15 protein-coding genes are annotated in these 17,557 nt (G+C 70.8%); 5 read left to right on the top strand and 10 right to left on the bottom strand.

The window, feature by feature from the left end; all coding sequences use genetic code 11:
• The first annotated feature begins 33 nt into the window (after positions 1 to 33).
• Genes FHU34_RS25595 through FHU34_RS25585 form a run of 3 tightly spaced genes read left to right on the top strand, consistent with a single transcriptional unit; the run spans position 34 to position 3,478 of the window.
• Positions 34 to 1,524, top strand: coding sequence for a phosphatase PAP2 family protein (locus tag FHU34_RS25595; RefSeq protein WP_145784795.1), 1,491 nt, complete (start codon positions 34 to 36; stop codon positions 1,522 to 1,524).
• An 8-nt stretch (positions 1,525 to 1,532) separates the two neighbouring features.
• Positions 1,533 to 2,333, top strand: coding sequence for an endonuclease/exonuclease/phosphatase family protein (locus FHU34_RS25590; RefSeq protein WP_145784794.1), 801 nt, complete (start codon positions 1,533 to 1,535; stop codon positions 2,331 to 2,333).
• Positions 2,334 to 2,380: 47 nt separating this feature from the next.
• Complete coding sequence (locus FHU34_RS25585; protein ID WP_145784793.1) at positions 2,381 to 3,478, top strand: hypothetical protein; 1,098 nt, start codon at positions 2,381 to 2,383, stop codon at positions 3,476 to 3,478.
• Between the two features lie 113 nt (positions 3,479 to 3,591).
• On the opposite strand, the gene FHU34_RS25580 is transcribed toward FHU34_RS25585, so the two are convergent.
• Both FHU34_RS25580 and FHU34_RS25575 read right to left on the bottom strand, forming a co-directional pair.
• The gene (locus tag FHU34_RS25580) at positions 3,592 to 4,452 is read right to left on the bottom strand and encodes an alpha/beta fold hydrolase (protein ID WP_145784792.1); all 861 of its coding nucleotides are present in this window, start codon (positions 4,450 to 4,452) and stop codon (positions 3,592 to 3,594) included.
• Positions 4,449 to 5,411 (bottom strand): TIGR03557 family F420-dependent LLM class oxidoreductase, encoded by a 963-nt coding sequence (locus FHU34_RS25575; RefSeq protein ID WP_145784791.1) that lies wholly within the window; start codon positions 5,409 to 5,411, stop codon positions 4,449 to 4,451. The genes FHU34_RS25580 and FHU34_RS25575 overlap by 4 nt, the downstream gene beginning before the upstream one ends.
• 377 nt (positions 5,412 to 5,788) lie before the next feature.
• Between FHU34_RS25575 and FHU34_RS25570 the strand changes: the two genes are divergently transcribed.
• Complete coding sequence (locus tag FHU34_RS25570) at positions 5,789 to 7,150, top strand: cellulase family glycosylhydrolase (protein WP_145784790.1); 1,362 nt, start codon at positions 5,789 to 5,791, stop codon at positions 7,148 to 7,150.
• 73 nt (positions 7,151 to 7,223) lie between these two features.
• On the opposite strand, the gene FHU34_RS25565 is transcribed toward FHU34_RS25570, so the two are convergent.
• The 8 genes from FHU34_RS25565 to FHU34_RS25530 form a co-directional block, all read right to left on the bottom strand.
• Complete coding sequence (locus FHU34_RS25565; RefSeq protein ID WP_145784789.1) at positions 7,224 to 7,544, bottom strand: DMT family transporter; 321 nt, start codon at positions 7,542 to 7,544, stop codon at positions 7,224 to 7,226.
• A gap of 376 nt (positions 7,545 to 7,920) precedes the next feature.
• Positions 7,921 to 8,157 (bottom strand): hypothetical protein, encoded by a 237-nt coding sequence (locus FHU34_RS33130; protein ID WP_167524903.1) that lies wholly within the window; start codon positions 8,155 to 8,157, stop codon positions 7,921 to 7,923.
• An 8-nt stretch (positions 8,158 to 8,165) separates the two neighbouring features.
• Entirely contained in the window at positions 8,166 to 9,377 is a 1,212-nt protein-coding gene (locus FHU34_RS25555; protein ID WP_425280551.1) for an RNA polymerase sigma factor, read from the bottom strand.
• Between the two features lie 63 nt (positions 9,378 to 9,440).
• The gene (locus FHU34_RS25550; RefSeq protein ID WP_145784787.1) at positions 9,441 to 9,842 is read right to left on the bottom strand and encodes a YciI family protein; all 402 of its coding nucleotides are present in this window, start codon (positions 9,840 to 9,842) and stop codon (positions 9,441 to 9,443) included.
• A gap of 95 nt (positions 9,843 to 9,937) precedes the next feature.
• Positions 9,938 to 12,073 carry an alpha-galactosidase gene (locus tag FHU34_RS25545; RefSeq protein WP_145784786.1) on the bottom strand — a complete coding sequence of 712 codons (2,136 nt, stop codon included), beginning with the start codon at positions 12,071 to 12,073 and terminating at the stop codon, positions 9,938 to 9,940.
• On the bottom strand, positions 12,070 to 12,951 hold the full coding sequence (locus tag FHU34_RS25540) for a carbohydrate ABC transporter permease (protein WP_145784785.1): 882 nt from the start codon (positions 12,949 to 12,951) through the stop codon (positions 12,070 to 12,072). The genes FHU34_RS25545 and FHU34_RS25540 overlap by 4 nt, the downstream gene beginning before the upstream one ends.
• Positions 12,948 to 13,904, bottom strand: coding sequence for a carbohydrate ABC transporter permease (locus FHU34_RS25535; RefSeq protein ID WP_145784784.1), 957 nt, complete (start codon positions 13,902 to 13,904; stop codon positions 12,948 to 12,950). Before FHU34_RS25535 ends, FHU34_RS25540 begins: the two co-directional genes overlap by 4 nt.
• A gap of 21 nt (positions 13,905 to 13,925) precedes the next feature.
• Positions 13,926 to 15,254 carry an ABC transporter substrate-binding protein gene (locus FHU34_RS25530; protein ID WP_145784783.1) on the bottom strand — a complete coding sequence of 443 codons (1,329 nt, stop codon included), beginning with the start codon at positions 15,252 to 15,254 and terminating at the stop codon, positions 13,926 to 13,928.
• Between the two features lie 284 nt (positions 15,255 to 15,538).
• On the opposite strand from FHU34_RS25530, the gene FHU34_RS25525 reads away from it, so the two are divergent.
• Positions 15,539 to 17,557 (top strand): beta-galactosidase, encoded by a 2,019-nt coding sequence (locus FHU34_RS25525; protein ID WP_145784782.1) that lies wholly within the window; start codon positions 15,539 to 15,541, stop codon positions 17,555 to 17,557.

Here is a 17,557-nt window from a genome sequence, read left to right as displayed (position 1 = left end):
GCGCCTCGCCAGAGCCGACAAGGGAGGTGCGGGGTGACCGCGGTCAAAGAGGTGGCACGGCGCCCGCTCGGGCATTTCGCCGAACGGAGCATCGCCGGCCTGGTGGCCGTCACCGGCGCCGGGGTGGCCTTCGGGCTGCTGTTGATGCTCGTGCGGGTGCGGTGGAGCCCCCTGCAGGATGCCGACCACGCCGCCGCCGAGTGGTTCAACGGGCTCGTCGCCCCACATCACGCGCTCGTCACCGTCCTCCAGGCGGTGACCGACCTGGGTGGCCGACCGATCCTCATCTGGTTGGTCACCATCGCCGTGGTCGGGCTGCTGATCCGGCGCCAGCCTCGCCTCGCCGTCTACCTGATCATCACCGGGGTCGGTGGCCTGATCCTGGACCCGTCCCTGAAGACGTTGGTCGGCCGGCTCCGCCCGATCGTGGACGTGCCGATCGCCAGCGCCCCCGGCAACAGCTTCCCGAGCGGGCACGCGCTCGGCTCGTTCGTCGCGTACGGGGCACTGCTGCTGGTGTTCCTGCCGGCCATGGCGCCCCGCTGGCGTAAGCCGGCGATCGTCGGCGTCGGCGTGCTGGTGGCACTGATCGGTCTGACCCGGATCGCGCTGGGCGTGCACTTCGTCTCGGACGTGCTGGGCGGTTGGCTGCTCGGCGCGGCCTGGCTGGGCGTCACCGCGTACGCCTTCCGGCTGTGGCGTCGCGAGCGCGGGCGACCGGTGCCGCCGCTCACCGAGGGCCTGGAGCCGGAGGCGGGGCACGACATCGCGCCCGCCCCGGCCGAGGAGCACGTGCTGGCCCACCCCCGCTCCGCGGTGGCTGAGCTGCTGGTCGGCTGGGTGCTCGTGTTCGGTGCGCTCTACGGCTTCGGCACCTACGTCAGCTACCACGCCAAGGGCACCTTCTTCGACACGCTCGACACCGACGTGCCGCGCTGGTTCGCCGAGCGGCACACCGACACGTTGACCGAGGTGAGCTGGTGGTGGAGCAAGTTCGGTGACACCCACGCGATCCTGCTGATCTCGTTGGTGTTCTGTCCGCTGGTGCTGGCGGTGTGGCGGCGCTGGAGGCCGGTGCTGTTCGTGGTGTTGGCGATGGTCGGTGAGCTGACCCTGTTCCTCGCGTCGGCCCGAGCCGTCGACCGGCCCCGCCCGGCGGTGGAGAACCTCGACGGGCAGATGCCCACCTCGTCGTTCCCGTCCGGGCACATCGCCGCCACGATCTGCGTCTGGCTGGCGATCACCCTCATCGTGTTCCCGCGTACCGACAGGTGGTGGCGTTGGACCTTCGTGGGGTTGGCAGTGCTCATGCCGGTCGGCGTGGCCACCTCCCGGATGTACCGGGGCATGCACCACCCGACCGACTTCATGGGCGCGATCCTGCTGTCCGCGCTCTGGATCGGGCTGCTCTACCTCGTGATCCGTCCCAACGCCGACCTGAAGGAGGGCAACCAGCCGGCCATCGAGTCGGAGGACGTGGACACCCTCGACGACGAGCTGGCGCGGGCCGGCCGGGCGGACTGAGCGTCGCCGTGCTGCGGGTGATGACCTGGAACATCCGCACCGGCGGTCGGGACCGTGGCGGCTCCGACCGGCTGGACCGGGTGGTCCAGGTCATCGAGGAGCAGGCACCGGATGTGCTGGCCCTCCAGGAACTGCGCGGCTTCGACCGCGACGGGCTGATGGGAGCCGTGGCGGATCGGGTGGGGATGACACCACACCTGGCCCGGTCCTGCTTCGGGCAGCCGGTCGCGGTCCTGGTCCGTCCGCCGTACCGGGTCGTCGACACGGGGACCCTGCGCCGGCCGTTCCACCACGCCGCCGCCCGCGTCGTGGTGGACACCGCCGCCGGCCCGTTGACCGTCTTCGGCACCCACCTCTATCCGTACTCCGGCGGGCGACGGCGGATGGAGGTCGACTGGCTGGCCGCCGCGATGCGACGCAGCCGAGGGCCGCTGACACTGCTCACCGGTGACCTCAACTCGCTCGACCCGACCGTCGACCACAGCGCGCGCCTGGCCGACATGCCCACCCTCTACCGGCGGCGGCACCTGCGTCGGGGCGGTGGCGCGGTGGACACCCGGGCGATCGCCCGGCTGCTCGCCGCCGACCTGGTCGACCTGTGGCCGGCGTGCAACGTCGGGGCGCCGGAGGCCGACGGCCACACCGTTCCCACCGGGTTCGGCGGTGCCGAGTTCGCCGGGATGCGCCTGGACTATCTGCTGGGCACCCGTGCCCTGGCGGAGCGGGTGCGCGACTGCCGGGTGATCCGCGGCGGAGCGGCGGACACGGCCTCCGACCACTATCCACTCCTGGCCACCGTCGACCTGTGACCGGAAGGGGCCCCCGCGCGTGGCGCGGCACGGCTACCGTGCCCACCGTGACCGACCGCCCCACCGTCCGGCCGCCGCTTCCCGGGCCACCGACTGATCGTCCGGCCGCGCCGACGGTGACGCTCGCCGCCCGAGCCCCGTCGGCCGTGCACACGGCCGAGCCGGCCACCGTCGCGTTTCCGCTCGTCGCGGCCGTCGCGCGCGGTGTCGCGCTGGTCTTCGTGCTGCCGGTACGCCTGCTCTGGGAGCTGATCGCGGCTACCGGCCGGCTGCTGTACCGGCACCTGCTCAGCCCCACCGGTCGGTTCCTGCGCGACTGGCTGGTGGCACCGCTGGTCTGGGCCCTGCACCGGCTGCTGTGGCGTCCGCTGGTCTGGTGCGCCCACAACCTGGTCTGGCTCCCGCTGACCTGGGTGGCCCGCAACCTCCTCTGGTTGCCACTGGTGTGGCTCGGCCGGGGTGTCGCGTGGGTGGCGCGCACTCTCGTCTGGTCGCCGCTGGTGTGGCTGGCCCTGGGCGTCGCGTGGGTTGCCCGGACTCTCGTCTGGTCGCCGCTGGTGTGGCTGGCGTACGCCCTCGCCTGGGTGGCCCGCACGGTGGTCTGGTCGCCGCTGGTGTGGTTGGCCCGCCGAGGGCTGCGCCCGCCTCTCCTGGCTCTGGGTCGCGTGCTGGTCTGGCTCACCGAGCATCTGGTCCTGCGGCCGCTGCGATGGGTGGGCGCGGCGCTCACCCCCGCCGGCCGCCTGTTGTGGCGCGGCGTCGGCATGCTCGCCGGGGCGTTGGGCGCCGGGCTCGCCGGGCTCGTACGCGGAATCTGTTGGGTCGTCGTGGGGTTCGGCCGGTTGGTCGTCGTGGTGGTGGTCGGTGCGTGGCGTACCGCCGGTTGGGTGCTGCGGCTGGTCTACCGACTGGTCCTGCGCCCGATCGGCCACGGGTTGCGCTGGTTGTGGCGGCACACGGTGCGTCCGCTGCTGTCGGGCGTCCGTTGGGTCTGGTCGGTGACGGTCGTGCCGGTGGCGCGCGGCCTGCGAGCGGTCTGGCGGGCAACCGTCACGCCGGCGGCCCGCTGGACCCGCCGCGCGGTGCTCGACCCGGCCCGCATGGCCTCCCGGGAGGTGCTCACCGCTCTGGGGCTGCGTCGCTGACCGCGCCTTACAGCACCAGGTTGACCAGGACGGTCAGCACTACCGAGGCCACGATCGAGAAGAGGATCATCAAGAGGCAGCCGATGCCACCACCGAGTGGGCGGATCTCCGTGTTACCGAAACGCATGAGGTTCACCTGTCCGTGAGTGCGGATGTGGGGCGAGGAGTTGGCGGATCGCGTCCGCGACCGCCGTCGGAGCGGTAGTGACCACGTTGTGCGCGGCACCGGGTACGACAGTCAGGGTGGCGTCCGGCACGAGCCGGGTCGCCTGGTCGCGCCACCGCGCCGGCGCCACCGGGTCTCGACCGCCGCTCAGCACGAGGGTCGGTGCGGTGATCCGCACGAGGTCCGCCTCGATCGCGTTGTGCACCGAGTGCGACAACGTCGCGAAGACCCGCCAGGGCCGGGCGTCCCAGATGTCGCGGACCAGGATCGGCGCCTGCAACGGTGCCTCGCGCAGGGTGTCCACCAGCCACCTGCCGAACAGGGCCCGCCGGGTTCGGGCCACCGGGTCACTGGTCGGCCCGGCCAGCACCAGCGCGCGTACCGCACCCGGGTGGTTCGCGGCGACCGCGGCGGCGACCTCCGCGCCGAACGAGTGCCCCACCAGGCAGACCGGCGGCAGGTGGTACGCGTCCAGCCAGGCGGCCAGGTGGTCGGCGTGCCGGGCCACGTCGTACGCGCCCCGGGGGTGTTCGGTCAGCCCGAAGCCGGGCAGGTCCGGCGCGTACACCGGGTTGGTGGTGGCGAGCGCGACGGCCAGCGGGGTGAGATAGCGGTGCGAGACGGCCAGGCCGTGCACCAGCACCACTGGCATCGCCCCGGTCGCCGGGTCGGCACCGCGCCGGGTGTGGGTGCGCAGTCCGTCGACGAGCCGCCAGTCGCTGGTCAGCCCGGCGGCCGGCCGGGGGGCGGCCAGGGCGAGCCGAAGCTCGCCCAGCCCGAACCGCCCACCTGTCGTCGGGTGGCTCACAGCTCGCGCAGCCGGGGCAGCAGCTGATCCTGCGCCCAGTCCAGGAACATCGGCTGGCTCTCCCCACCGACCTGGATGATCGCCACGTGGGTGAAGCCCGCGTCGACGAACGTGCGGAACGCCTCGACGTGCACGTCCACGTCCGGGCCGCAGGAGATGCCCTCGGCGACGTCCTCCTCCCGGACGAACTGGGTGGCGGCGGCGAACGACTCCGGGCCGGGCAGGTCGGCGTTGACCTTCCACCCCATCCCGAACCAGCGGAACTGGTCGTGCACGATCTTGCGGCACTCCGCCTCGTCGGGGCCGTAGCAGATGGCCACCTGCCCGTAGCGGGGCTGGCCGGCACCCCCGGCGTCGTCGTACATCTCGATGATGTGCCGGTCCGGTTCGGTGGAGATGATGCCGCTGCCGTACTCGGCCGCCAGCGTCGCGGACTGCCGGCCGGACGCCGCGATGGCCATCGGCACCGGCCGCTCCGGCCGGTCCCAGACGTAGGCGTCGGGCACGTCGAAGTGGTTGCCGGAGAACGTCAGTGTCTCGCCGTTGAGCAGCGGCCGGATGATCTGCAATGCCTCCTCGAACATCTCGTGTCGCTGCTGCACGTGGGGCCAGCTACCGACGACGTGCTCGTTGAGGTTTTCGCCCGCCCCGAGGCCCAGGGTGAATCGGCCGTCCGAGAGCGCCCCGATCGTGCTGGCCTTCTGCGCCACGACGGCCGGGTGGTAGCGGCGGATCGGGCAGGTCACGAACGACATCAGCTGCGCGCGGGAGGTGGCGTGGGCGACCGCGCCGAGCACCGACCAGGCGTACGGCGAGTGGCCCTGGGAGTCCAGCCAGGGGTAGTAGTGGTCGGACATCACGAGTTGGTCGAAGCCGGCCGCTTCGGCTCGGATGGCGTGGTCCACCAGTTGTTTGGGACCGGCCTGCTCGCTCATCAGGGTGTAGCCGACGCTGACCATCCTGGTTTCCCCTCTCCACCGACGGATCGTTCCCGGGATACCCAGGTCGGTAGCCGTCAACCCTCCCGTCCGGTTCGGCTCCGGCGATGCTTGACGGATCGCGGCGACCTGCCTACCGTCGCTCTTAACCGGTTAAGAGCCGGATGTGGCGCACATCCTGTGGTGGGGATGATCGCCCCGTGACGGCCTGCGCCTGCGTGGGCCGTTGCGGCTGTCCGGGCCCAGAGCCTGTCTACTGAACCGGTTGCGACGGCCTATCCATCGCCCTACGCTGATGCGTGCGCTCCGGGAGCCGGGCGCGGCTGCCGGGCTGCAGCCGCCTTCCCCTGTCTCGTCCCACCCCTGTCGGGCACCGGGGGTTCTCCCTGAGGAAGGCCATGAAGACTCGACTCTCTGCCGTCGGCGCGGCGCTGCTCGCGTTGCTCGTCGCCGTGCTGGCGTTCGGCCAGCCGGCGCACGCGGCGGCCGGCTTCTCCGTCGCGGGCGGCAAGCTGTACGACGCCAACGGCACCGAATTCGTCATGCGTGGCGTCAACCACGCGCACACCTGGTATCCACAGCAGACCAGCTCGTTCGCCGACGTCAAGGCGCTCGGGGCGAACACCGTGCGGGTGGTGCTGTCCAGCGGCGACCGGTGGACCCGCAACACCAACGCCGACGTCGCGAACGTCATCTCACTGTGCAGGGCCAACCGGCTGATCTGCGTGCTGGAGGTGCACGACACCACCGGGTACGGCGAGCAGAGCGGCGCCATCACCCTCGCCCGCGCCGTCGACTACTGGCTCGGTCTCGCCGACGTGCTCGTCGGCCAGGAGCGGTACGTCATCGTCAACATCGGCAACGAGCCGTACGGCAACCAGAACTACGCGTCCTGGGCCACCGACAACGCCAACGCGATCAAGCGCCTGCGTACCGGCGGGCTGACCCACACCATCATGGTGGACGCGCCCAACTGGGGGCAGGACTGGTCGTTCACCATGCGGGACAACGCCGCGTCGGTCTTCGCCGCGGACCCGGCCCGCAACACCGTCTTCTCGATCCACATGTACGGGGTGTTCGACACCGCCGCCGAGATCAGCGACTACCTGGGCCGTTTCCGATCGGCGGGGCTGCCCATCGTGGTCGGTGAGTTCGGCTTCAACCACTCCGACGGGGACCCGGACGAGGACGCCATCCTCGCGTACACCCAAGCCAACGGGATCGGCTGGTTGGGCTGGTCGTGGAGCGGCAACGGCGGCGGCGTGGAGTATCTCGACCTGGCCACCTCCTTCAACCCTGCCAACCTGACCACCTGGGGTCAGCGGCTCTTCAACGGCGTCAACGGCATCCGGCAGACCGCCCGGGAGGCCAGCGTCTTCGGCGGCACCCCGCCGCCGACCACGCCTCCGCCCACCACCCCGCCGCCCACCACGCCTCCGCCGACCACGCCTCCGCCGACGGGTGGCTGCTCGGCGACCTACACGGTGACCAACCAGTGGCAGGGCGGCTTCCAGGGTGAGGTCCGGGTGACCGCCGGCACCGCCGCGATCACGGGTTGGACCACCCGGTGGACGTACGCCAACGGCCAGAGCGTCACCCAGGCCTGGAACGCGACGCTGACCAGCAGCGGAGCCACGGTGACCGCGCGCAACGCGGACTACAACGGCCGACTGGCCGCCGGTGCGAGCACCAGCTTCGGTTTCATCGGCGGCTGGACCGGCAGCAACGCCCCACCTGCGGTGAGCTGCACCGCCAGCTGAGCAGGAAGAGTGATGGTGGCCGGGCCCGCGCGGGCCCGGCCACTCCGACCCCGCGCGGGGACCGTCGGTTCGGTCAGTGCTCCCCGGACAGGTTCACGATGACCACCCCGGCGATGATCAGCGCAATGCCGGTGAGCTTGGCCAGCCCGACCCGCTCGTCCAGGAACACCGCTCCGATCGCCACGATGGCTGCGGTGCCCAGACCCGACCAGAGGGCGTACGCGACGCCGACCGGGATCTCCTTGACCGCCTGCGCCAGCAGCAGGAACGCCAGCACGTAACCGGTCAGGCAACCCACCGTCGGCCAGAGCCGGCTGAACCCCGCGGTGCTCTTGAGCAGGCTGGTCGCCAGCACCTCGGCGAGGATGGCGATCCCCAGCAGCACGTACGCCATGCGGTCCCCAGTCCTGAATGCTCGACGGCGGATGTCGGTGGTCAGGTTATCGCCGGCGTCCGCCGTCGCTCGACATCCAACCGGCACCGTCGTCGCGTGGCCCCGTTGCGGCGGCCGGCGGACGACCCCGGCACATGCCACTCGGCCCCTTTGGAGCTGATGTCGCAAACGATTCAGCCGCGCATGCCCCTCATGACGTGATTCCCTGCCCGCCTGCCCGCCTGCCCGCCTGCCCGCCTGCCCGCCTGCCCGCCTGCCCGGCTGTTGCCCGCGCGCCGGCTGCTTACCTGGCCGGCTGCCCCCTGCTCCTTGCCCGGCTGGCTGCGGTGATCGGGTTCGTTGGTTGAGCGCGATATTCATGCGGCGGGCGAATCGTTTACGACATCAGCTCCATAGGCAGTCCGGGACGCCATGTTCGTCTCGCTGCCGACCGCGCCAGCCGCGCTGCCGCGCCGACCGCACCCACCGCGCCGACCGCGCCGACCGCACCCATCGCGCCGACCGCGCCGACCGCGCCGACCGCACCCACCGCGCCGACCGCACCCACCGCGCCGACCGCGCCGACCGCACCCACCGCGCCGACCGCACCCATCGCGCCGACCGCACCGACCATGCCGTGGGTCAGTCCTCGGGTTGCACCGGCGAGGGTTCGGCGGCGAGCCGGGCCGCTCGCATGGTGAGGTAACGCTGCTCGGGCAGGCTGTTCGTGCGCGCGGCGGCGGCCCGGTAGTCGACGATCGCCCGATCCCGGTCGCCGGCCATCTCGTGCAGGTGTGCGCGGGCGGCGGGCAGTCGGTGGTGTCCGGCGAGCTGGGGGTCGTCGGCCAGCGCGTCGACGGCCGCGAGACCGGCTGCCGGCCCGTGCACCATGGCGGTCGCCACTGCCCGGTTGAGCGCCACCACGGGGCTGCCGGCGAGTCGTTCCAGCACCTTGTAGAGCGCCAGGATCTGCGGCCAGTCGGTCGCCTCGGTGCTCGGCGCCTCGTCGTGCAGCGCGGCGATGGCGGCCTGCACCTGGTACGGGCCGACCGGCCCACGCGGCAGCGCCCGGGTGACCAGCGCGACGCCCTCGGCGATCGCCGCCGCGTCCCAGCGGCTGCGGTCCTGGTCGGACAGGGAGATCAGTTCGCCCGAAGGCCCGGTCCGCGCCGGGCCGCGCGCCTCGGTGAGGAGCATCAACGCCAGCAGCCCGGCCGACTCGCTGTCGTCGGGCAGCAGCGTGTGCAGCGCGCGGGTGAGCCGGATCGCCTCAGCCGCGAGGTCGACGCGGCGCAGGTCCGGGCCGGTGGTGCTGGTGTGCCCCTCGGTGAAGATCAGATAGAGCACCTGCCGGACGGCCGTCAACCGGTCGGCGCGCTCGGCCGGCTCGGGCATCCGGAACGGCAGCCCGGACGCGCGGATCCGCTGCTTGGCCCGGCTGATCCGCTGCGCCATGGTCGCCTCGGGCACCAGGAACGCGCGGGCGATCTCGGCGGTGCTGAGACCGCCGACGGCGCGCAGGGTCAGCGCCACCGCTGACGTCGGGGCGAGCGCAGGATGGCAGCAGAGCATCAGCAGGACCAGGGTGTCGTCCCGCTCGGCGGTCAACTCCTCGTCCGCGGCCGGCGCGTGCCGCTGGTCGTCCGGGTCCCGCCGGGCAACCAGGTCCTCCCGGCGGCGTCGGGCCTGCTCACCGCGGACCAGCTCGATCATCCGGCGGTAGCCGACCTGGATCAGCCAGCCGCGTGGGTTGCCCGGCAGCCCCTCGGCCGGCCACTGGGTAGCGGCGGCCAGCAGTGCCTCCTGCACCGCGTCCTCGGCGGTGGCGAAGTCACCGAAGCGGCGGGCGAGCACGCCGAGGACCTGCGGCGCGAGGTCGCGCAGCAGGTCCTCGACGCGGGAATCGGTGGTCAGCGCTCACAGCTCCTGTGGTGGCGCGGACATCACCGGGTGCACCTCGATCGGCATGTTCAGCGGACGGCCACCCGGGCCGGGCGCGGTGGAGATGTGCGCGGCCAGCTCCACCGCCCGCTGCGGGCTGTCGCAGTCGACGATCCAGAACCCGGCGAGGAACTCCTTCGTCTCGGCGAACGGCCCCTCGGTGACGACCGGCGCACCGCACTCACCGGCGCGGACGATCCGGGCCTGCTGCGGACCGCCGAGACCCTGCCCGTCGACCCACTCCCCGGCGGCGGTGAGCTTCTCGTTGACCTCGCCCATGAACGCGATGTGCGCCTGGACCTCCGCCGGGGTCCAGGTGTCGATGCCCGGGAAGTCGGTCCCCGCGGCGCTGAACTGCATCAGCAGCATGTACTTCATCGTCTCGCTCCTCACACCTGCGCACCACCCTCGGTGCTCTCACCCTGAGGTAGAAGCAGACGGCACCGTTCTCGACACCCCGACCAAAGATCTTTCTAACCGGCCTCGACGACCTCCAGCACCAGGCTCTGCTCCGGGTGCAGCGCGGGCATCTGCAACCCCACCCGGGCCAACGCCGCTCCGGTCAGGACGACACCGTCCGCCAACCAGGCCAGCGTGGACCGGTCGATGGTCGCGGGCAACGGCACGTCCGTCACCGGCCGCACCCGGTAACGGCGCTCCGGGTCCAGGCCGGGCAGCCGGACCGCGCCGGGGGACGGCGTGGCGGAGGTGGCCAGCCGCGCCACCGCGTACACCCCCTGGGTCTTGTCACCGCCGACCACGCCGTGTGCCCAGACGGCCGGGTCCGGGTGGTCGACCCGGACCACCCGGCCGGCGTGCAGCAGCGGGCGCAGCCGTTTGTGCAGTGCGACCCAGGCGGCCAGTTCGGTCTGCTCGGCGGCGCTGATCGAGGCGATGTCCCACTCGATGCCGTGGTGGCCGAAGAGCGCGGTGGCGGCCCGGAAGCCGAGGTCGTGCACCCGGTTGGTGGTGTGCGAGCGCTGCGGGCCGATGTGTGTGCCGACGAGTTCCGGCGGCAGTAGCAGCCCGGTCCAGCGTTGGATGCTGAGCCGCTCCAGGGCGTCGTTGCAGTCGCTGGCCCAGACCCGGTCGGTGCGGGCCAGGATGGCCAGGTCCACCCGGGCCCCGCCGGACGAGCAGCTCTCGATCTCCACGCTGGGATGACGGCTGCGCAGCTGGTCGAAGAGCCGGTACACCGCCAGGGTCTGCCCGTGCACACCGGGCCGGCCGTGGTGCCCGGCCTCGGTGAGGTCCCGGTTCTGGTCCCACTTGAGGTAGCTGATGCCGGGGTGTTCGGTGAGCAGGGCGTCGAGACGTTCCAGCACATAGGCGTACGCCTCGGGGCGGCCCAGGTCGAGCACCTGCTGGTTGCGCCACGCCGGAGGCAGCCGCTCCGGTACGGCCAACAGCCAGTCCGGGTGCGCGCGGAACAGGTCGGAGTCGGGGTTGACCATCTCCGGCTCCACCCAGAGACCGAACTGAAGGCCCTGGCCGGTCACGTGGTCGATGAGCGGTTGCAGACCATCGGGCCAGACACCCTCGTCGACGTACCAGTCGCCGAGGCCGGCGGTGTCGTCGCGCCGACCGCGGAACCAGCCGTCGTCGAGCACGAACCGCTCCACGCCGATCTGCGCGGCCCGGTCGGCGAGGGTCCGCAGCCGGTCCAGGTCGTGGTCGAAGTAGACCGCCTCCCAGACGTTGAGGGTCACCGGGCGGGGGGAGCGCGGGTGTCCGGGTCGGGCCCGCAGGTGCGAGTGGAGTACGTCGCTGAGCCCGTCCAGCCCGACGTCGGACCAGACGGCGTAGAGCAGGGGAGTCTCGTACGACTCGCCGGGGCCGAGCCGGATCTCACCGGGGGCCAGCAGCTCGCCGCCTCCGAGGGTCGACTCGCCGGTGGGCCGGCGCTCGGCGACTGTGACGTGGTCGCCGCTCCACGCGGTGTGCACCGCCCACACCTCGCCGTGGCCGAAGCCGAACCCGGCGGTGCCGGCCACCAGCAGCAGCGTGGCGTCGTGCCCGGTCCGCCCGTGTCGACCCTCACGGACCCAGGCGCCCTGCTGCCACGGGTGCCGTTGCGGGGACCGTTCCCGGCACCAGCGGCCGGTGAGGTCGAGCAGTTCGGTGGCGACCGGGGGCACCGGCAGCACGGGGGTCAGCTCCCGCAGCTCGTACGCGCTGTCGCCGTCGTTGTGCAGCCGGTGCCGAACGGTCAGCAGGCCGTACGGGTCGAGCGTGATCTCGATGGTCAGGGTCAGCCCGGCGGCGGGGTCCGCCGCCCGCACCGTCACCCGGGCCGCACCGTCGGCGGGCTGGTCGACGTCCAGGTCGTCGAGGCGGAACGCGGTGGACCAGTCCCGTCCGTCGCGGTGCCCGGCCAGACCCGGGCGACCGCCCCAGCCGGCGCTCGCCTCCGGCAGCAGGGACAGCACGGGCGGCTCGTCGAAGCTGCTCGGCACCACCGGCGGCACTGTCGCGTCGGTGAGCTGGTGCAGGCCGTCGTCGTCGAGGTCGCCGACGTCGCCACCCCAGTGCACGACCCGGGGCAGCCCCGGGCCGCGCGCGTCGAGCACCAGGCTGGTCCGCGCGCGGCGCAGGTGCAGGATCGTCATCCCTTTGAGGCTCCCAAGGTCAGGCCCCGAACGAAGTGTCGCTGGAGCATGAAGAAGATCACGAGCGTGGGGATCGCGACGAGGACGCTGCCCGCCGAGACCAGGTTGTTGTCGGTGAAGAACTCGCCGCGCAGGTTGTTCAGCGAGCTGGTCACCGGGAACTTGTCGCCGGTGCGCATCAGGACGGTGGCCCAGAAGAACTCGTTGTAGATCCAGGTCACCTCCAGCGTTGCCAGCGCGGCCAGGGCGGGTCGGCACAGCGGCATGGTGACCTGCCAGTACTGCCGCCAGATGCTCGCCCCGTCGACCATCGCCGCCTCGTACAGGTCGCGGGGGAGCGCCTTCATGTAGTTGCTGAGCACGAAGACGCAGAACCCGCACTGGAAGGCGACGTTGATCAGGATCAGGCCCCAGTAGCTGTCGTAGAGCAACTCGGAGTCGCTCATGAACTCCGGCAGCGGCACCTCGGTGAACAACCGGAACAGCGGGATGAGCAACGCCTGTTGGGGCAGCAGGTTCGCCGCGGTGAACACCCCGAGCAGGACGATGTTGAGCTTCCAACTGAAGCGGGCGATCACGAACGCCACGCAGGACGCGAGGAAGAGGGTCAGCAGCACCGCAGGCACTGTGATGTACAGCGAGTTGAGGAAGTGCTGGCCGAACTCCGCCGTCCGCCAGGCGGTGACGTAGTTGTCGAAGGTCCAGCCGCCGAACGACACGTAACCGTTGGCGGCGGTGTAGTCGTACGAGCGCAGTGAGGTCAGCACCGCCCAGGCGATCGGGAAGAGCCAGGCCAGCGAGACGGCGATGAGGAAACCGTGCAGCAGCAGCCGCTGCGGGGTCAGCTTGCGCCGACGTACAGGAGTGTCGACGCTCATTCCCGGTTCTCCCTCATCACGGTAGCGAGGTAGACGGTGATGAAGACCAGCGATACGACCAGCATGATCGTCGCCAGTGCCGAGCCGAACCCGATCCGGCTCGCCTCACCCACCACGTTCTGGGTGACCAGCGCGGAGAGCAGCTCCAACCCGTTGCGGCCCTTGTTGACCACCCAGACCAGGTCGAACGCGCGCAGCGACTCGATCACGGTCACCACCAGCACGATGATGTTGATCGGCCGCAGCACCGGGAAGACCACCCGGAAGAAGGTGCGGGTCTCGGAGGCGCCGTCGACCGCCGCGGCTTCCCGCAGCGAAGGGTCGACGCCCTTCAGCCCGGCCAGGTAGAGCAGCATGATGTACCCGACGTGCCGCCAGCCGGAGGCGACCAGGACCGCCCAGATGTTGACGTTCGAGTCGCCGTACCAGTCGACGTTGCTGTTGAACGCAGCGTTGATCAGGCCCTGGTCGCGGGAGTACAGCAGCTGCCAGACGAAGCCGATCAGCGCCAGCGAGAGCACCACCGGCAGGTAGAGCGCGGTCTGGTAGAAGCGACTGCCGCGCAGTTCCTTGTCGAGCAGGACGGCCAGGAACATGCCGAAGGGCGTGGCGACCACGAACAGCGCCGCCAACCAGAGCAGGTTGTTCTGGACCGCCGGCACGAACGGCGGGTAGATGTTCACCACGTCGTCGTAGTTGCGCGCGCCGACGAACTCGATCTCGTTGAGTGGGCCGATGCCGTCCCAGTTGGTGCCGGACAGCAGCACGGTGGCTGCCGCCGGTAGCCAGACGAAGCCGGTGACGAGTAGCAGCGGCACGAGCACCATCAGCGTGATGACCACGCGGTCGGTGCGGGACAGGAGCCGTAGCCGCCGGCGGCGACCACCCGTGGGGGTGGTCGTCGCCGGCGGCGGCACGGCGCGATCCGCTTGGATCAGGGGCTGGTCGGACACGATGTCCTCCCCTTTCCGCCGTCAGTCAGTGAAGATCGACTTCTTCTGGTTCTCGATGGACGAGGTGAGCCCGTTGATGTCCTTCGGGTTCTTGATGAACTGCTGGATCGCCGGAATGATCACCGTGGAGGCGAAGTCCGGCCGGGTGTCCCGGTCGAGGAACTGGGCGATCTCGGTGGCCGACCCGACCAGCTCGGCTGCCTTCTTCTGCAGCGCGGTGTAGCCGCCGACGTTCGCGCCGCTGTTGGCGACGAGGATGGCCGGGTCGTTCTTCAACGTGATGTCCGCGGACTCCTTGCCGCCGAAGTACTCCAGCAGCTTGCGCGCGTTGTCCTCGTTCTTCGGCTTGCGGGCCATCATGTAGCCGTCGATCGGGGCGTCCAGCGCCTTGGCGCCGATCGACGGGTCGATCTCCGGGAAGGTGAAGAAGTCGAGGTCGTCCTGCTCCTCGTTGCTGAACTGCTGGCCGACGAAGAGGCCGAGCAGGTACATGCCGCTCTTCTTCTGCTGCAACGACTGGGCGGCTTCCTGCCAGGTGCGCCCGAGGCTGTCCGGCTGGTGCAGCGGGAGCAGGCCGGCCCAGGTGTCGAAGACCTTCTTGACCTTGTCGGAGGTCCAGGCCTCCTTGCCAGCCATCAGGTCGATGTGGAACTGGTAGCCGTTGATCCGCAGGTTGAGGATGTCGAAGGTGCCCATCGCCGGCCAGCCGTCCTTGTCGGCGAAGGCGATCGGGATCAGCCCGTCCTTCTTCATCTGCGCACCGAGGTTGGTGAAGTCGGTGATGGTCTTCGGCACCTGGTAGCCGTACTGCTGCCAGACCGACTTGCGGTAGAAGACCGCCCACGGGTAGTACGTCGCCGGGACGAAGTACTGCTTGCCGTCGTCGCCGGTGGACGCCTTCTTGAACGCGTCGGAGTAGCCGGAGAGCTTGCTCCACACGTCGCTGATGTCGCTGGCCAGGCCCTTCTGGGCGAAGAAGCGCATCCGGTAGCCGGCGAACCAGGTGAACACGTCGTCCGGCTTGCCCTGGAGGTAGTTGTTGATGTTCTCCTGGAACGTGTTGTGGTCGACCGTGTTGATTCCAACCTGGACCCCGGACGAGGTCTTGAACCCGTCGGTGACCTTGACCAGGACGTCCTTGGGCTTCGGGTCGGACTGGTTCGAGCCCAGCGACACGTCCTTCGAGGACCCGCCGGAGCCGGAGTCGTCGCCGCAGCCGGCGAGCAGACCGGTGCCGAGCAGCGCTCCCGTGCCGGCCGCGCCGGCCAGCAGCGAGCGTCGGTTGATGCCGGCGACGGAGGGCGGTACGAGCCGAGCCAGGTACTCGGCCTGGGATTGGGGACGGGACATCTGTGCCTCCTGCGGATGAAGAGGTGCTAGTCCAAGGGCCATCAGGGGGTGGTGAAGGCGAATGCGTCGTCGCGATCACACATCGGGATCCACCGAGAATCCACATTGGCGAACACGAACGGCCATTGGGGCATCAAGCTACCCGCCCGCAGGCCACTGTCAAGAGGGGTGTTCGCCTCTGATAACCCAGTCGTGACATGGCCGTTACGAGGTAAACGTTGGAAAGAAAGTCGATGTTGGAACCTGTTGACTTGCGTGCTCCACCCGGTGCACCCTCAGCTGTCATGCGGCGATGGCAGGGTGACGGCATCTATTTCGGCGGCGACTACAACCCCGAGCAGTGGCCCGAGCAGACCTGGTCGGAAGACGTCGAGTTGATGCGCCGGGCCGGCGTCAACCTGGTCTCCGTCGGCATCTTCTCCTGGGCGCTGTTGGAACCCACGCCGGGCCGGTTCGAGTTCGGTTGGCTGGACCGGGTGCTGGACCTGCTGCACGACGGCGGCATCCAGGTCGACCTGGCCACCGCCACCGCCAGCCCGCCGCCCTGGCTGGCCCGCGCACACCCGGAGACGCTGCCCCGCCGCGCCGACGGCGCGATCCTCTGGCCGGGTGGCCGACAGGCGTACTGCCCCAGCTCCCCGGTCTTCCGGGAGCGGTCGCTGGAGTTGGTACGGGCGGTCGCCGGCCGGTACGCCGAGCACCCCGCCGTGGTGATGTGGCACGTCTCCAACGAGCTGGGCTGCCACAACGTGCACTGCTACTGCGACGTCAGCGCCGAGGCGTTCCGCGGTTGGCTGCGGGAGCGCTACGGCGACCTGGGCCGGCTCAACGACGCCTGGGGCACCGCGTTCTGGAGCCAGCGCTACGGCGACTGGGCCGAGATCAACCCTCCGCGCACCGCCCCGACCTTCGCCAACCCCACGCAGCAGTTGGATTTCCTGCGCTTCTCCTCCGACGAACAGCGCGCCCAACTGCGCGCCGAACGCGAGGTGCTGAGGACACTGGTCCGCCAGCCGGTCACGACCAACTTCATGATCGGCCTGGGCGTGAAGCACATGGACTACCACTCCTGGGCGCACGACGTGGACCTGGTGTCCAACGACCACTACCTGAACGCGGCCGACCCGCAGGGGCACCTCGGGCTGGCGCTCGCCGCCGACCACACGCGGGGCGTCGCCGACGGCGAGCCGTGGTTGCTCATGGAGCACTCCACCAGCGCCGTCAACTGGCAGCCGCGCAACGTGGCCAAGCTGCCCGGCCAACTGCGCCGCAACAGCCTGGCCCACGTCGCCCGTGGCGCGGACGGGGTGCTGTTCTTCCAGTGGCGCGCCTCCCGGGCCGGCGCCGAGAAGTTCCACTCCGCGCTGGTGCCGCACGCCGGGCCGGACACCAAGGTGTTCCGCGAGGTCTGTCGGCTCGGCGCGGACCTCAAGGCCCTCGCCGAGGTACGCGGCAGTCGGGTGGACGCCGACGTGGCGATCCTGTTCGACTGGGAGGCATGGTGGGGGGTCGAGTTGGATTCGCACCCCAGCGTCGACGTGACCTACGCCGACCGACTCAACGCCCTGTACGGCGCACTGTGGCGGGCCGGCGTGACCGCCGACATCGTGCACCCGTCGACCGACCTCAGCGGCTACCGGCTGGTCCTGGCACCGACCCTCTACCTGGTCCGGGACGCCGACGTCGAGGCCCTGCGCCGCTACGTCGAGGGCGGCGGGATCGCGGCCGTCACCTACTTCAGCGGCATCGTGGACGCCAACGACCACATCCGGCTGGGCGGCTACCCCGGCGCGTTCCGGGAACTGCTCGGCGTACGGACCGAGGAGTTCTTCCCGCTGCGCGAGGGCGAGCAGGTCCGACTGGACGACGGGAGCACCGCCGACGTGTGGACCGAATGGCTGCACACCGAGGGCGCGGAGGTGCTGGCGTCGTACACCGATGGGCCCTTGCCGGGTGTGCCGGCGCTGACCCGGCACCCGGTGGGCGACGGTGCCGCCTGGTACGTCGGCACCCGCCTGGACGAGCCGGCCACCGACCGGCTGGTCGCCCGGCTCGTCGACGAGGCCGGCGTCCGACCGGCCGCGCCGGCGCCGACGGGTGTGGAAGTGGTACGCCGACGCGACGGCGAGCGCACCTGGCTGTTCGTTCTCAACCACACCGACGCGGAGGTACGGCTCCCGGCGACCGGCGTCGAGTTGTTGACCGGCACACCGTGTGCCGGTGAGCTGACGGTGCCGGCCGGTGAGGTGGCAGTCGTCCGAGAGGACCGGGCCGATACCTCCGCTGTGAAGGAGGTTCCCTGA

The sequence above is a fragment of the Micromonospora taraxaci genome (assembly GCF_007830095.1).
In the GTDB taxonomy this organism is placed as follows: domain Bacteria; phylum Actinomycetota; class Actinomycetes; order Mycobacteriales; family Micromonosporaceae; genus Micromonospora; species Micromonospora taraxaci.
This window is presented reverse-complemented; position numbering and strand designations above follow the sequence as displayed.

What these genes read in the sequence shown, in the direction of transcription:
- FHU34_RS25575 (WP_145784791.1), bottom strand. Translation starts at nt 5,411, where the DNA reads ATGGTCAGCGTCGGCTACACCCTGATGAGCGAGCAGGCCGGTCCCAAA.
- FHU34_RS25570 (WP_145784790.1), top strand. Translation starts at nt 5,789, where the DNA reads ATGAAGACTCGACTCTCTGCCGTCGGCGCGGCGCTGCTCGCGTTGCTC.
- FHU34_RS25565 (WP_145784789.1), bottom strand. Translation starts at nt 7,544, where the DNA reads ATGGCGTACGTGCTGCTGGGGATCGCCATCCTCGCCGAGGTGCTGGCG.
- FHU34_RS33130 (WP_167524903.1), bottom strand. Translation starts at nt 8,157, where the DNA reads ATGGTCGGTGCGGTCGGCGCGATGGGTGCGGTCGGCGCGGTGGGTGCG.
- FHU34_RS25550 (WP_145784787.1), bottom strand. Translation starts at nt 9,842, where the DNA reads ATGAAGTACATGCTGCTGATGCAGTTCAGCGCCGCGGGGACCGACTTC.
- FHU34_RS25545 (WP_145784786.1), bottom strand. Translation starts at nt 12,073, where the DNA reads ATGACGATCCTGCACCTGCGCCGCGCGCGGACCAGCCTGGTGCTCGAC.
- FHU34_RS25540 (WP_145784785.1), bottom strand. Translation starts at nt 12,951, where the DNA reads ATGAGCGTCGACACTCCTGTACGTCGGCGCAAGCTGACCCCGCAGCGG.
- FHU34_RS25530 (WP_145784783.1), bottom strand. Translation starts at nt 15,254, where the DNA reads ATGTCCCGTCCCCAATCCCAGGCCGAGTACCTGGCTCGGCTCGTACCG.
- FHU34_RS25525 (WP_145784782.1), top strand. Translation starts at nt 15,539, where the DNA reads ATGCGGCGATGGCAGGGTGACGGCATCTATTTCGGCGGCGACTACAAC.